Raw genomic sequence first — 13,966 nt, 5'->3', positions numbered from 1 at the left:
CCGGGCGCAGCAGCAACGTCACTCACTTGCTCAGAACCGTGAACCGGAACTTGAAGGAGCCGTCGAGGGTCTGATCGACACCGTCGACGCCCGGCTTCGACACCGCGACCTGCTTACCCGAGAGCAGCGGCAGGGTCGGCAGGAAGTTCTGCGCCAGATCGGTCTGGATCTTCTTCAGCAACTCGGCCCGCTTGGTGGGGTCGCCCTCGGTGGTCTCGGCGGTGAGCTGGGCATTGATGCCGGGGTTCTCGAAGTGCGACTGCAGGAAGTTGTTCGGGCCGAAGAACGGCGTCAGGTAGTTGTCGGCGTCCGGGAAGTCCGGGAACCAACCGAACTGGTACATCGGGTAACCGTCGGAGGCGCGCTCCTTCTGGTAGGTCACCCACTCGGTGGACTGCAGGTTCACCTTGAACAGACCCGAGGCCTCCAGCTGCGACTTGACCGCCGCGTACTCCTCCGAGGAGCTCGAGCCGTAGTGATCGGGGTTGTACTGCAGGTTCAGCGTCACCGGGGTGGTCACGCCCGCGTCGGCGAGGAACTTCGCGGCCGCGGCCTTGTCCGGCTTGGCGCCGTAGAGGTCCTTGAGCGGCTCGGCCGCACCCGCCATGCCGGCGGGCACGTAGCCGAAGGCGGGCTGATAGGTGCCCTTGTAGACGCCGTTGGCCAGTGCTTCGCGGTCGACGGAGGACGCGAAGGCCTTGCGTACGGCCAGCTTCTGCTCCGGGGTGTTGCCCGGCATGGTGTTCATGTTGAACACCACGTAGCGCAGCTCGCCGCCGGGGCCGTCGGTGACCTTCACCTTGGAATCGGCCCGCAGGGAGTCGATGTCGGTGGGGGTGAACGAGCGGTAGCCGACGTCGATGGCGCCGTTCTGCAGGTCCAGCTTCAGGTTGTCGGAGGTGGCGTAGTACTTGGTCGACACCGTCTTGGTCTTCGGCGTGCCGAGGATGCCCTGGTATTCGGGGTTGGCCTGGTACTCGACGAGCTTGTTCTTGTCGTAGCTCGAGATCGTGTACGGGCCGGAGTAGCCCTTGGCCTTGACGACCTCGTCGTCGGTGGCCACCTTGTCGGCCGGGAACACCGCCTCGTCGACGATGGGGCCCGCCTGGGTCGGCAGGATGGTCGGGAAGGTCTGATCGTTGGCGACCTTCAGCGTGAACGCGACGGTGAGATCGTCGACCACATCGGTCTTCTCGAGATTGCCGAGCAGCGACGCGGGACCGTGCGGATCGTTGATCTTCACCATCCGGTCGAAGGAGAACTTCACGCTCTTCGCGGTCAGCGGGTTACCGCTGGCGAATTTCAGCCCGGACTTGATCTTGCAGGTGTACACAGTGGGAGTGGTGAATTCGCACTTTTCCGCCGCATCGGGCTTGGGCGTGGTATCGCCCGGTGCGAAGTTCAGCAGATACGAATAGATCTGGTTCTCCACCAGCAACGAACCGTTGTCGTATGCCGCGGCCGGGTCGAGCGAGAAGATCTTGTCGGTGGTACCAACGACCAGGCCCGCACCGGAGCCCGCCTCATCGGTGCGGCCGGAGCCACAACCGGCCAGCGCGGCGGCGACAGCGGCGGTAATACCCACTGCGGCAATTTGTTTCGCGCGCATACTTCGTGCCTTGTTCAACATCAGGTCCCATTCTCGAACGCCGCGCAGCCGTCGCACCCGGATCACAGGGGCGACGACTACATGGTGAGCTAGCGATATATCGAGGGACCGTACAGGTGAACCATTACCGCCCAGTTTCAAATGGTCCGAATTATTGCCGCCATGTTATGAACTAATCTTACGAAATTGCCGGTTACCGGAATTACTCTCGTACACAACACAAAAGGGGCCGATCAGGTTTATCCTGTCCGGCCCCTCTGGTGCGGCGTAGTGCGACGTGTCTTTACCGCCGACACGTGTTATGGACGGCTCAGTGCGTCCACGTTGGCGTTCTCACCGAGCAGCTTCGACTCGGCCTTGCCCGAGAGCATCCCCTCGAGCACGTTCTTGCCGATGGCGGCCTCCGGCGGCAGTTCGATCGGGTAGTCGCCGGTGAAGCAGGCGGTGCACAGTCGCGAGCGCGGCTGCTCGGTGGCGGCGATCATGCCCTCGGTGGAGACGTAGCCGAGAGTGTCGGCGCCGATGGAGCGACGCACGTTCTCGACCATGTCGGCGTAGCTGTCGTCGGCGCCGGTGCCGTTGGCGATCAGCTCCGCGCGCGAGGCGAAGTCGATGCCGTAGAAGCAGGGCCACTTCACCGGCGGCGACGCGATGCGCACGTGGATCTCGAGCGCACCGGCCTCGCGCAGCATGCGGATCAGCGCGCGCTGGGTGTTGCCGCGCACGATGGAGTCGTCGACGACGATCAGTCGCTTGCCCCGGATCACTTCGCGCAGCGGATTGAGCTTGAGGCGGATGCCGAGCTGACGGATCGTCTGGCTGGGCTGGATGAAGGTACGGCCCACATAGGCGTTCTTCATCAGGCCCTGGCCGTACGGAATGCCGGAGCCCTGGGCGTAACCCACCGCGGCGGGCGTGCCCGACTCGGGCACCGGGATCACCAGGTCGGCCTCGACCGGATGCTCCTTGGCCAGCTTGCGGCCGATCTCCACGCGGGTGGAGTGCACCGAGCGACCGGCGATCGTGGTGTCGGGGCGCGCCAGGTACACGTACTCGAAGACGCAACCCTTGGGCTCGGGATTGGCGAAGCGCATGGAGCGCACGCCCTCGGAGTCGATGGCCAGCAGCTCGCCCGGCTCGATCTCACGGACGAACGCGGCACCGACGATGTCGAGCGCGGCGGTCTCGGACGCGACGACCCAGCCACGGTCGAGCCTGCCCAGCACCAGCGGGCGCACGCCGTGCGGGTCACGCGCGGCGTAGAGGGTGTGCTCGTCCATGAAGGTGAGGCAGAACGCGCCGCGCAGCTGCGGCAGCAGCTCCATCGCGGCGGCCTCGATGCTGGAGTCCGCCGAGGCGTGGGCCAGCAGCGCGGTGACGATGTCGGAGTCGGAGGTGGCGCCGGTCATCTGCGGGCGGCCATCGATCACACCGGCGCCGATCAGGCCGAGTTCGCGTGCGCGACCGGCCAATTCGGCGGTGTTCACCAGGTTGCCGTTGTGGCCCAGAGCGAGGCCGGAGCCGACGGAGGTGGTGCGGAAGATCGGCTGCGCGTTCTCCCAGGTGACGCCACCGGTGGTGGAGTAGCGACAGTGCCCGACGGCGATATGCCCCGGCATTGCCGCGAGCGTCTGCTCGTCGAAGACCTGGGAGACCAGGCCGAGATCCTTGAAGACCAGGATCTGGGAGCCGTCGGAAACGGCGATTCCGGCCGCCTCCTGCCCGCGATGCTGCAGGGCGTACAGGCCGTAGTAGGTGAGCTTCGCCACGTCTTCGTCGGGAGCCCAGACGCCGAAGACGCCACACTCCTCGCGAGGGTCGTGTTCGATCTCGTCGGGGGTATTGGGCGTGGGGACGATCGTGGGATCGACGTCGGTCACCGTTTGCTCCCTGTTCGGGCGGGCTGGGGGCACTAGTCAGTCTACGGGTCATCCGCAGCGGGTAGTACGCGCGCTCGCATCCCGGCAGCAATCCACTGGTCACGAACCCGCCGATCGGCCACACAGAGCTGTTACGGTGCGCATCGTGACGACGGACGACAGTGCACACGTTGCAGCCGGTGGAACCGGGTCGCATAGCGACAACACCGGTGCGGAGCCGATTGATTCCGACCAGAAACCTCTCGGCGAAGCGACGTTCGCCACACCGAACTTGAATCGGCGTCACTGGGCTCGCATCGTGCTCGCGCCGACCGCGGTCTTGACCGTGCTCACCGCACTGCTCGGCTTCATGTACCTCGGCTATATCGCCGACCCGGAGAAGAATCTGCACGACTTCCCGATCGCGCTCGTCGATTCCGACGTCGGCGATGTCATGGGTTCAGGCGATCAGCGCAAGCAGGTCGATTTCGGCAAGCAGATCGCGGATGCGCTCGTCGCGGGCGTTCCCGCCGATCAGATCGACTTGCGCGTCGTCGGAAAATCGGAGGCCGAGCAGTTGCTGCGCACCGGACAGGTGTACGGCGCGATCATCATCCCCGGCGATTTCAGCAAACGCCTGGGCATTCTCGGCACGGGCAGCATCGTGCCCGGCGAGATGGAACGGCCGATCATCACCCTGCAGACCAACCCGCGCATGGGCGCCTACGGCGTCGGGATCGTGCAGCGCATCGGCGACCGGGCGCTGTCGGAGGTCGACAAGCAGGTCGGGCTCCAACTGACCGAGCAGGTACGGGCGACCCTGGCCGAAACACCGGCGGGTGCACCGCCGCCGCAGGTGTCCGGCGCGGCCATGATCACCCTCGAGAGCCCGATCGATGTGGTCGCGCAGGAATTCCGTCCGCTGCCGAGCGGCACCGGGATCGGCCTGACGGCATTCTTCTTCTCCCTGCTCCTGCTGCTGGCCGGGATGGTCGGGGCGATGGTGATCCACACGATGGTCGATTCCCAGCTCGGCTTCATGCCCACCGAATACGGCCCCTGGTCCGTGCACTATCCGCCGACCCCGATCTCGCGCTTTCACACCCTGCTCATCAAGTGGGGGGTTTCGGCGCTGGTCGCGGTGATCGTTTCGCTGGTGTTCCTGCTGGTGGCGAAGGTGGTGGGCATGCCGGTCGACAATCCGCTCGCCCTGTTCCTGTTCTCGGTGCTCGCCATGATCGCGGTCGGCTGGACCGCGCTGATGACGCTGGCCGCCCTGGGCACCGCGGGTCTGCTGGTGAACCTGACCCTGTTCGTCATCCTCGGTCTGCCGTCCTCCGGCGGTACCGTCCCGATCGAGGCGACGCCGACCTACCTCGCGTGGCTCGCCGAATTCGAGCCGATGCACCAGGTGTTCCTCGGTGTCCGCTCGATCCTGTACTTCGACGCCAGCTATGCGGCGGGTCTCGATCGCGGCATCTGGATGTCGCTGCTCGGCATCGCGATCGCCGTCGTCCTCGGCACGATCATCACCCGCTACTACGACTACAAGGGCCTGCACCGCAAGCACACCGCGGCCGCGTGAGCCGGCGACCCGGTTGCCGCTACTCGGCAGCCGGGTCGTCCCGCGCGGGCAACGGCACGATCGGCAGCCACCCCGCGATCTCCCCCGCCCTTGTCCCCGAGGCGCTCACCACCCCCGCCCGCACCGCGTCGTCGAATCCGAGCAGCCCGGTAGCCAGCAACAACCAGGTCCGCGCATCCGTCTCCACCACATTCGGCGGATTCCCCCGGGTATGCCGAGGCCCCTCGATGCATTGCACGGCCACGAACGGCGGCACCCGTACCTCCACCGAATGCCCCGGCGCACTCCCCGCCAGGGCCCGCGCCGTCCCCTTCACCGCGGCCCCCAACTCCCCCCGCCCCGGCACCGGCAACGCCGGATCCCGCAACCACTCCCCCACACCCAGCACAGCCGCCCGCACCTGCGCGGGGTCGACCACATTCCGTCCAGCCATACCGCGAGACGCTACCGACGTTCACCGACATTCCGGTCACCCGAGCCGACTCCGTGACCCGAACGTCGAACACCCGCTAGCGTGACTCCCGATGAGACGCGCGACAGCCTTGATCTCGATCCCCGCGGCGGCGCTGATCGCCGCCTGCCAGACGCCCGACGACACCACCCCGCCCGATCCGCCACAGACCGTGCTGGCGTGCCAGGGCAAATACGTGACCGGCCCACAAACGATCGCCGGATTCGACCTGTCGAAATTCATGCAGCGCACCCGCCTGCCACCGGATGTCCGCATAGCCGCGGGAAGATCGGCCGTCTCGCCCGAGCGACCGGGCTCGGTCGACTTGTACCTCGACCTCTGCCTGCCGGGCACCGCGACGATGAACGACCTCCTCCCGGTCGCCACCGACCTGGCTCACGAGCTCAAGGCCGACGAACTCGGCTCCCGCACAGACACATTGACCATCGCCTGCGTGTGCGCCCACCTCCCTGGCCGGACCGAAGTGCGCGACGAGGACTTCCCCGAGCACCCGTGGAACGGCACACCGTCCCGCGACGCCGAGTACCTGACCTGGACCAGGTCCGACAGCTGAGACAGAGGCTCATGGCAGCGCCCCGACGGCCGATCGAACGCCCGACGGCGCCGATCGGTGGGACTCGTCGTACATTCGTCCTATGAGTGTCACCGATCCCCTCGAGCCGACAACGCTGCGATTGCGCGCTGCCGACGGGCTCACCCTGGTCGCGGACAGCTTCGGCGCGGACGGCGGCCCGCTGGTCGTGATGCTGCACGGCGGCGGACAGAACCGGCATTCGTGGAAGCGGACGGGACGGGCGCTGGCCGCGGCGGGCATGCGGGTTGTCGCCGTCGACGCGCGGGGACACGGGGACAGCGATTGGTCACCGGAGGCGGACTACTCCAGGACCGTGATGGTGGCCGACCTGCACACCGTGCTCGAACAGCTCGGTGCGACGCGGGACGCGGGCGCTGTGGTGGTCGGGGCCAGCATGGGCGGGATCACCGGGCTGCTCGCCACCGCGACGCCGGGTGGCAGCGCGATCCGCGCACTCGTGCTGGTCGACATCGTGCCCCGCTCGGAGTCCACGGGCGTGGCGCGCGTGATGGACTTCCTCGGCAGGCACCGCGACGGTTTCGACACCCTCGACCAGGTGGCCGACGCGGTCGCCGCCTACCTGCCGCACCGCCCGCGTCCCGACAACGCCGACGGTCTCCTGCGCAACCTGCGTCAGCGGGACGGCCGCTGGTACTGGCACTGGGACCCGGACCTGATCAGCGACGTCAACGACGACCCGGAAGCCCGCATCGTCGAGATGGAAGCCGCCGCCGAGGCGCTCACCATCCCGGTCCTGCTGATCCGCGGCGGCAAGTCCGACGTGGTCAGCGACGAGGGCGCCGCGGCATTCCTGGCGCTCACACCGCACGCCCGCCTGGCCGAGATCAGCGCCGCGGCCCACACCGCCGCGGGCGACGACAACGACGCCTTCACCGAGGCCGTCGCCGATTTCGTCGCGACTGCCTGAGCGGGGTTACCGCCGCAGCCCGTCCACCCACCGAGCGGCGGCGGGCGCGAGCGCTCCGCCGGCATTGATCGCCAGATGCAGGAGCGCGGGCGCGGTGGCACTACCCGACCGGCGCCGGAGTTCGGTGAAAACGAGACCGGCGAGGGTGGTGGCCAGCACCGTGGGGACAACCGGATCGCCCGCGACCCGTGCCGGTCGGATGTGCCAGAGGCCGAAATCGAGGGCGCTGATCACGGGTGCGAGCGACCCGGCGCTCTCGGCGAGCACCGGGTCGAGGGTTCCGCGGAAGACGGCTTCCTCGGCCAGGACGGTGCCCACGGGGATGTGCAGGCCGATCCATTCGAGGGTCGATGTCTCCGGTGCGCGAACAGCGATCTCGAGCGGGAGCCGTCGCAGGGACGGGATCGACAGGGCGACGGCGTAGCCGGCGACGACGACGGCCGCGCTGCCGAAACCCCAGCGGAAGCCACTGGGCGACAACCAGTTCGGGTTACCCCGAAAGAGTTTCGTGTAGCCCGCCGCGAAGGCGATGTTCGCCACGGTGCGGCCCCGCAACGCAAGATCGAGGGCAGGAAGAACCCGGTTGCTCCACAGCAGCGGAAGGGCCAGCGCGGCAACGGCTTCGAGCCTTCTCACTTCACCTCCCGCTCGTAGGTTTCCGCCGATTCCAGTGCGGCCCGGATGCTTTCGACGACATCACCGTTCAACCCCGGCGGCGCCGCGACGGCCAACCACCCGTCCAGCACCAAACTCCCGTACCGGTGCCCGTGCCCGTCGACCACCCCCTGCGCGTTGGTGAGATCGGCCGTGACCTGCCAGAACGTCACGAACGGCGCCCACCGCATCTGTGTCGACACATCGGGACCGCGCGGTTCGCTCAACCAATCCGGCCGGGTGAAGATCAGATCGGCCGACCACCACACGATCGGGTCGGACGGATGTTGCAGGTAGGCGATGCGGGGTTCGCGCCACGGCTCGGCGCGATCGAGATCTGCCGCGTCATCGGCGAATCGGACGACGAGCCCGTCCGCGTACACCGGCGCCACCGCGGGCGTCCCCGGATCGCGGCGGTCGACGAACTGCCGCCACAACCGATTCGAATTCGGCGGCCCCACCCACAACGCGCCGTCGACCTCCTCGCGAAGATCGGCCAGCCCGTCGAACGCCTCCTCCGACCCCTGCGAACCCAGGCTCTCCCCGTAGACGAACAGCTTGGGCCGATGCCCCTCCGGCTGGGCCGACCACCGCTCGTACACCGCGTCGAACAGCTCCCGGCTGGCCGCGGCCGCCTTGTCCCGGTCCGACAGGAACGAGAGCACGCTGGGCAGATACGAGAACTGGGTCGCCACGATCGCCGTATCCCCGCCGTAGAGGTATTCCACGGCGCCCGCGGCCATCCCGTTGACCCACCCGGTCCCGGTCGTCGTGACCACCACCATCGCCTCGCGTTCGAAGGCTTCGGTCCGCTCCAGTTCGGCGACGGCCAGCTGCGCGGCGGTCTGGTCCCGAGTCACCGACTCCAACCCCACATAGGCCCGGATGGGTTCGCGCGCGGTCTTTCCCGTCACCTCGGTGATCGCGGCGGCACTCGGCCCGTTGGACACGAACCACCGCCCCTCGAACCCGAGCGACTGCCACGACGCCAGCGATCCCGGACTCCCCGAACGCTCCGGCGCGATCGGCTGCACCGCGTACGGCGTGGCCCGATCGTTGCGCACGCTGAACGCCGAGTTGGCCACCGCGAAGAACGCCCGCGAGGCGACGCCGTTGAAGATCGTCACCGCGAGCACGACCAGCACCAGCAACCCGGCGGCGGGCGCCACTTCGCGCGGCACCCGCACCCACCGATTGAGCTGGCGAGCCAGGCCGAGCACCATGACGCGCACCGTCCGATACGCGGCCACCACCGCCACCCCGACGGCCATGCTGAGCAGTCCGGTCCGCAGATAGGCGGGCGTGGTGGTGCCCGCCATCCCCATCAGCGAGGTGATCTCGCGCTGCCACCGCGCCGACTGCACCAGCATCAGCGCCGCCACCAGCGCACACCCCACCAGCACGGTCGCCTTGATCGCGTATCGCAACCGATCGGACGGGCTCGGAATCGGAATCCGCGACCGCACCCACCGCCGGAACAACCACTCGAGCACACATCCGAGCCCGTAACCGATCGCGGCGTTGATCCCGCTGATCAGCCCCTGGAACAGCCAGTCACGCGGCACCAGCGAAGGCGTCACCGACAGCCCGAAGAACAGCGTCGCCAGCACCAATCCGACGTAATTCAGATCGACGACGACCTCGACGCGCCGCAAGACCACGGCGCCGCGCGCACGCAGCATCGCGGTAGTCGAAGCGCGCTCGGTCACCGCCCCAGTATGGCGGCCGGTACCGACAATCACCGGATTTGTGACTGCGGAGCCGCTCACAAACTACGTACCGCACTCGAGTAGTTGTACGCGCGATCGCGACACCGCGGATCAGCACACTGAGAGCCATGAGCACAAACACCAAGCCGAAGAACACCTCGGCCTACATGGCCCAGGCCGCGATCGCGTTCGCTGTGAGCCTGTTCGGGACCGGCGCCGGAATCGCCTATCTGCCGCTGGACGGCTGGCAGCGCGCGTTCCTGGCGATGTCGGGCCTGTTCCTGGTGACCAGCTGCTTCACCCTCGCCAAGGTCGTGCGCGACCAGCAGGAGACTCAGTCACTGATCGGGCGGATCGACGAGGCGCGGCTGGAACAGCTGATCGCCGAACACAATCCGTTCAAATCGGTGTCGTGAGCCGAGCCGGGCGGCGCCGATCGAGGGGTTCGGCGCCCCCGGTTCGTCACTTCAACTGACGTTCGGTAGCCATGGATTCTTCGAGGAACACCCGAATCCTGGCAGCCGATTCTGGTGTGTAGTCCGGTGGCTGGGCCACCGCGGCCCACGCGTCGGGCACCAGGTTGCCGTAGTTGTGGCCGTGCCCGTCCGACACCGTCTGCGCGCGCGGCAGATCCGCGGCGACCTGCCAGAACGTGACGATGGGATACCACGACATGGCCGGTGAAACATCGGGTCCGCGCTTCTCCCGCAACCAATCCGGCTGACTGAACAGCAGATCCGGCGACCACCACACCACCGGGTCGGAGGCGTGTTGCAGGTAGGTGATGCGCGGGTCGTTCCAAGCCGGCGTCGGCCGGGCCAGCTGATCGTCGTCGGCGGCGAACCGCACCGACATCCCGTCGGCGTAGATCGGGGTGATCTCGTCGGTGCCGGGGTCACGTCGGGTCACGAATTCCGACCACAACCGGTTGGAGTTGGGCGGTCCCACCCACAGCACGCCGTCGGTGCGATTGCGAATGTCGGCCAGACCGGAGAACGCACCCTCCGACCCCTGCGAACCGAGACTCTCGCCGTAGACCAGCAGCTTGGGTCTGGCGTCTTCGGGTAGCGCCGACCAGCGTTCGTACACCTTGTCGAACAGCGTGCGCCCCATGGTCATCGACTTGTCCCGATCGGACAGGAACGACAGCGCGCTGGGCAGATACGAGTACTGCGTCGCCACCAGCGCGGTGTCGCCGCCGAACATCAACTCGATCGCCTCGGCGCTGACGGTATCGACCCAGCCGGTGCCGGTGGTGCTGATCACCACCAGCACTTCGCGTTCGAAGGCCTTGGTGCGGTCGAGTTCGGCGATGGCCACATCGGTCTGCGCCTCGACCCCGTCCGCGGATTCCAGCCCCGCGTAGACCCGAATCGGTTCGCGCGCGGGCTTTCCGGTGACCTGCCCGATCGCGAGAGCGGTCGGCGCGTTCGCCACGAACCATCGGCCCTCCGAACCCAGCGTGTCCCACTTGGCCAGCGACTCAGGGCTGCCGGAACGTTCGGGCAGCGTCGGCTGGACCGCGTTCGGTGAGGTGTGACTGTTGCGCGCGCTGAACGCCGAATTGGCGACGGCGAAAAAGCCTTTCGCCAGCACACCGTTGAACAGCAGCACCGCGGCCACCAGCACGACGATCACCCCGAGTGGCCGGGCGAACGCCGCCGGAATCCGCACCCACTGGTTCAGCGCCCGCGTCACCGCGCGCACCAATCGCACCACCAGACGCGAGATCCAGATCAGCAGTCCGACCACCACCGCGCCGACCAGCACCGTCCGCGGATACCCCGCGTCGGACACCGGCTCCATCCCCATCAGATCGGTGATCTGCCGCTGCCACTTCGAGGACTGGATACTCATCAGCACCGCGAAGATCAGGCACGCCATCACGATCGCGCTCTGCAGCGCCACCACCAGCCAGCTCGGGCGCCGAGCCCATGCCGTGCGCACCTGCTCGGGCCAGGTGATCCGCGGCGCGACCCATTTGCGCCAGGCCCACGCCAGCAAGCAACCGAGCCCATAGCCGATCGTCGCGTTGATGCCGCTGACCAGCCCCTGGAAGAACCAGTCACGCGGCAGCAGCGAGGGTGTCAGCGACAACCCGAAGAACAACGTCGCCACGATCAAGCCGGCGTAGTTGGGATGAAAAAACCTCTCCACCAGGTGAATTCCCCTGATGAAGAGGTTCTCGCGAACTGCCGGTGGAGAAGCCGAGCTCGTATCCTCAGTGGTCACAAGCTCGACTCCTCTGTCCGATCAGGCGGTGTGCGCTCCGAACAGCTTAGGCAGCGTGCCTTCGAATGCCTCGCGCAATTCGGCGAGTGTCACGGAGAACTGCCCCTGCACCTCGACCGAATCCGAGCCCTGGTCGACCACGCCGATGCGCACCCACGGCAGCTGCCGCGCGTCACACATCTTGGTGAACCGGGTCTCCTCCGAACGCGGCACGGCGACGAGCACCCGGCCGGCCGACTCGGAGAACAGCTGCACGAACGGGTCAGAGCCCTCGGGGAGCACGATGCGGCAACCGGTTTCGCCTGCCAGCGCCGCTTCGATGACGGTCTGTGCCAGGCCGCCCTCGGACAGGTCGTGCGCGGCGGAGATCATGCCGTCGCGCGAACCCGAGGTGAGCACCTCCGAGAGCAGCTGCTCGCGGGCGAAGTCGACGCGCGGCGGCACGCCACCGAGGTGGTCGTGGGTGACCTGCGACCAGATCGAGCCGTCCAGCTCGTCGTGGGTCTCGCCGAGCAGGATCAGCGACTCGCCCGGCTCGAGGCCGAGGCCGGTCGGGATGCGGCGGTGCACATCGTCGATCACGCCGAGCACGCCGACCACCGGGGTGGGCAGGATGGCGTCCTTACCGGTCTGGTTGTAGAAGCTCACGTTGCCGCCGGTCACCGGAATGCCCAGGGCCGCACAACCATCCGCGAGGCCGCGCACGGCCTGCTGGAACTGCCACATCACGCCCGGATCCTCCGGCGAACCGAAGTTCAGGCAGTTGGTGACGGCCTTGGGGGTGGCGCCGGTGGTGGCGACGTTGCGGAACGCCTCGGCCAGCGCCAGCTGCGCGCCGGTGTACGGGTCGAGCTTGGTGTAGCGGCCCGACGCGTCGGTGGCCAGGGCGATGCCGCGGCCCGAGGACTCGTCGATGCGGACGACGCCCGCGTCGGCGTGCTCGGCCAGCACGGTGTTGCCACGCACGTAACGGTCGTATTGCTCGGTGATCCACTTGCGGCTGCACAGCTGCGGGCTGGCGATCATCGTGAGCAAGGTCTCGCGCAGCTCGTCGCCGGTCTTGGGCCGGGTCAGGGTGGCGGTGGTGTCGGCGATCAGCGCGTCCTGGGTGTCGGGGCGCTGCACGGGACGCTCGTACACCGGGCCCTCGTGGGCGACGGTGCGCGGCGGTACGTCCACCACGGTCTCGCCGTGCCAGGTGATGACGAGGTGGTCGCCGTCGGTGACCTCACCGATGTCGGTGGCCAGCACGTCCCACTTCTTGCAGACGGCCATGAACGCGTCCACGTTCTCCGGCGTGACGACCGCGCACATGCGCTCCTGCGATTCGCTCGACAGGATCTCGGCGGGGGTCATGTGCGCGGCGCGCAGCGGGACCTTGGTCAGGTCGATGTGCATGCCGCCGTCGCCCGCCGCGGCGAGTTCGGACGTGGCGCAGGACAGACCGGCGCCGCCGAGGTCCTGGATGCCGACGACCAGCCCGGCCGCGTACAGGTCGAGACAGCACTCGATGAGTACCTTCTCGGTGAACGGGTCGCCCACCTGCACGGCGGGCAGCTTCTTGCGGCCGGTGCCGGACTCGTCACCGGAGAAGGAGTCCGAGGCGAGCACGGACACGCCGCCGATGCCGTCGAGGCCGGTGCGCGCGCCGAACAGGATGATCCGGTTGCCGTTGCCCGAGGCGAAGGCCAGGTGCAGGTCTTCCACGCGCATCGCGCCCGCGCACAGCGCGTTCACGAGGGGGTTGCCCTGGTAGGAGGCGTCGAACACGGTCTCGCCGCCGACGTTGGGCAGGCCGAGCGAGTTGCCGTAACCGCCGACGCCGCGCACCACGCCGTCGACCACGCGACGGGTGTCGGGGGCGTCCGCCGCACCGAAGCGCAGCTGGTCCATCACCGCGATCGGGCGCGCGCCCATGGCCATGATGTCGCGCACGATGCCGCCGACGCCGGTGGCCGCGCCCTGGTAGGGCTCCACGTAGGACGGGTGGTTGTGGCTTTCCACCTTGAAGGTGACGGCCCAGCCGTCGCCGATGTCGACCACGCCGGCGTTCTCGCCGATCCCGGCCAGCATCGAGGCCTTCATCTCGTCGGTGGTGGTTTCACCGAAGTAGCGAAGATGCACCTTGGAGGACTTGTAGGAGCAGTGCTCGCTCCACATCACCGAGTACATCGCCAGCTCGGCATCGGTGGGCCGACGGCCCAGAATCTCCTTGATGCGGGCGTACTCGTCGTCTTTGAGACCGAGTTCCTTGTACGGCTGCGGAGCATCCGGGGTGGCTGCGGCGGTAGCGACGGTGTCGACCTGCAGTGTCACGGGAGACCAGGGTCCTTTCGGCCGGGGG

11 protein-coding genes are annotated in these 13,966 nt (G+C 67.8%); 4 read left to right on the top strand and 7 right to left on the bottom strand.

Translation table 11 applies throughout. The annotated features are described in order from the left end of the window. Positions 1–22: 22 nt before the first annotated feature. Both ACWDXS_RS21685 and purF read right to left on the bottom strand, forming a co-directional pair. The gene (locus tag ACWDXS_RS21685) at positions 23–1,609 is read right to left on the bottom strand and encodes an ABC transporter substrate-binding protein (protein ID WP_449968112.1); all 1,587 of its coding nucleotides are present in this window, start codon (positions 1,607–1,609) and stop codon (positions 23–25) included. 299 nt (positions 1,610–1,908) lie between these two features. After that, positions 1,909–3,489, bottom strand: coding sequence for an amidophosphoribosyltransferase (gene purF / locus ACWDXS_RS21680; protein ID WP_378631779.1), 1,581 nt, complete (start codon positions 3,487–3,489; stop codon positions 1,909–1,911). A 298-nt stretch (positions 3,490–3,787) separates the two neighbouring features. On the opposite strand from purF, the gene ACWDXS_RS21675 reads away from it, so the two are divergent. After that, entirely contained in the window at positions 3,788–5,053 is a 1,266-nt protein-coding gene (locus tag ACWDXS_RS21675; RefSeq protein ID WP_379311936.1) for a YhgE/Pip domain-containing protein, read from the top strand. A 19-nt stretch (positions 5,054–5,072) separates the two neighbouring features. Here ACWDXS_RS21675 and ACWDXS_RS21670 read toward each other — a convergent pair whose 3' ends face one another. Then, positions 5,073–5,486, bottom strand: a complete 414-nt coding sequence (locus tag ACWDXS_RS21670; protein ID WP_387446336.1) for a sterol carrier family protein — start codon at positions 5,484–5,486, stop codon at positions 5,073–5,075. A 91-nt stretch (positions 5,487–5,577) separates the two neighbouring features. Between ACWDXS_RS21670 and ACWDXS_RS21665 the strand changes: the two genes are divergently transcribed. Continuing rightward, positions 5,578–6,078 (top strand): hypothetical protein, encoded by a 501-nt coding sequence (locus ACWDXS_RS21665; RefSeq protein WP_449968107.1) that lies wholly within the window; start codon positions 5,578–5,580, stop codon positions 6,076–6,078. A gap of 82 nt (positions 6,079–6,160) precedes the next feature. Continuing rightward, positions 6,161–7,027 carry an alpha/beta fold hydrolase gene (locus tag ACWDXS_RS21660; protein WP_449968104.1) on the top strand — a complete coding sequence of 289 codons (867 nt, stop codon included), beginning with the start codon at positions 6,161–6,163 and terminating at the stop codon, positions 7,025–7,027. A 6-nt stretch (positions 7,028–7,033) separates the two neighbouring features. Here ACWDXS_RS21660 and ACWDXS_RS21655 read toward each other — a convergent pair whose 3' ends face one another. Then, complete coding sequence (locus ACWDXS_RS21655) at positions 7,034–7,663, bottom strand: CPBP family intramembrane glutamic endopeptidase (RefSeq protein WP_449968101.1); 630 nt, start codon at positions 7,661–7,663, stop codon at positions 7,034–7,036. After that, entirely contained in the window at positions 7,660–9,390 is a 1,731-nt protein-coding gene (locus tag ACWDXS_RS21650) for an alpha/beta hydrolase (RefSeq protein ID WP_449968098.1), read from the bottom strand. The genes ACWDXS_RS21655 and ACWDXS_RS21650 overlap by 4 nt, the downstream gene beginning before the upstream one ends. Before the next feature lie 128 nt (positions 9,391–9,518). Here ACWDXS_RS21650 and ACWDXS_RS21645 point away from each other — a divergent pair, with 128 nt between their 5' ends. Further along, the gene (locus tag ACWDXS_RS21645; protein WP_056818759.1) at positions 9,519–9,806 is read left to right on the top strand and encodes a YiaA/YiaB family inner membrane protein; all 288 of its coding nucleotides are present in this window, start codon (positions 9,519–9,521) and stop codon (positions 9,804–9,806) included. Between the two features lie 46 nt (positions 9,807–9,852). Here the strand turns inward: ACWDXS_RS21645 and ACWDXS_RS21640 are convergent, their stop codons facing one another. Continuing rightward, on the bottom strand, positions 9,853–11,622 hold the full coding sequence (locus ACWDXS_RS21640) for an alpha/beta hydrolase (RefSeq protein WP_449968095.1): 1,770 nt from the start codon (positions 11,620–11,622) through the stop codon (positions 9,853–9,855). Positions 11,623–11,643: 21 nt separating this feature from the next. Next, positions 11,644–13,938, bottom strand: a complete 2,295-nt coding sequence (gene purL, locus ACWDXS_RS21635; RefSeq protein WP_378990593.1) for a phosphoribosylformylglycinamidine synthase subunit PurL — start codon at positions 13,936–13,938, stop codon at positions 11,644–11,646. Between the last annotated feature and the right edge of the window lie 28 nt (positions 13,939–13,966).

The organism is Nocardia sp. NPDC003183, assembly GCF_053590715.1.
The sequence above is the reverse complement of the archived record's forward strand: the minus strand, read 5'-3'. Positions and strand labels throughout refer to the sequence as shown.

What these genes read in the sequence shown, in the direction of transcription:
- ACWDXS_RS21685 (WP_449968112.1), bottom strand. Translation starts at nt 1,609, where the DNA reads ATGCGCGCGAAACAAATTGCCGCAGTGGGTATTACCGCCGCTGTCGCC.
- ACWDXS_RS21670 (WP_387446336.1), bottom strand. Translation starts at nt 5,486, where the DNA reads ATGGCTGGACGGAATGTGGTCGACCCCGCGCAGGTGCGGGCGGCTGTG.
- ACWDXS_RS21665 (WP_449968107.1), top strand. Translation starts at nt 5,578, where the DNA reads ATGAGACGCGCGACAGCCTTGATCTCGATCCCCGCGGCGGCGCTGATC.
- ACWDXS_RS21660 (WP_449968104.1), top strand. Translation starts at nt 6,161, where the DNA reads ATGAGTGTCACCGATCCCCTCGAGCCGACAACGCTGCGATTGCGCGCT.
- ACWDXS_RS21645 (WP_056818759.1), top strand. Translation starts at nt 9,519, where the DNA reads ATGAGCACAAACACCAAGCCGAAGAACACCTCGGCCTACATGGCCCAG.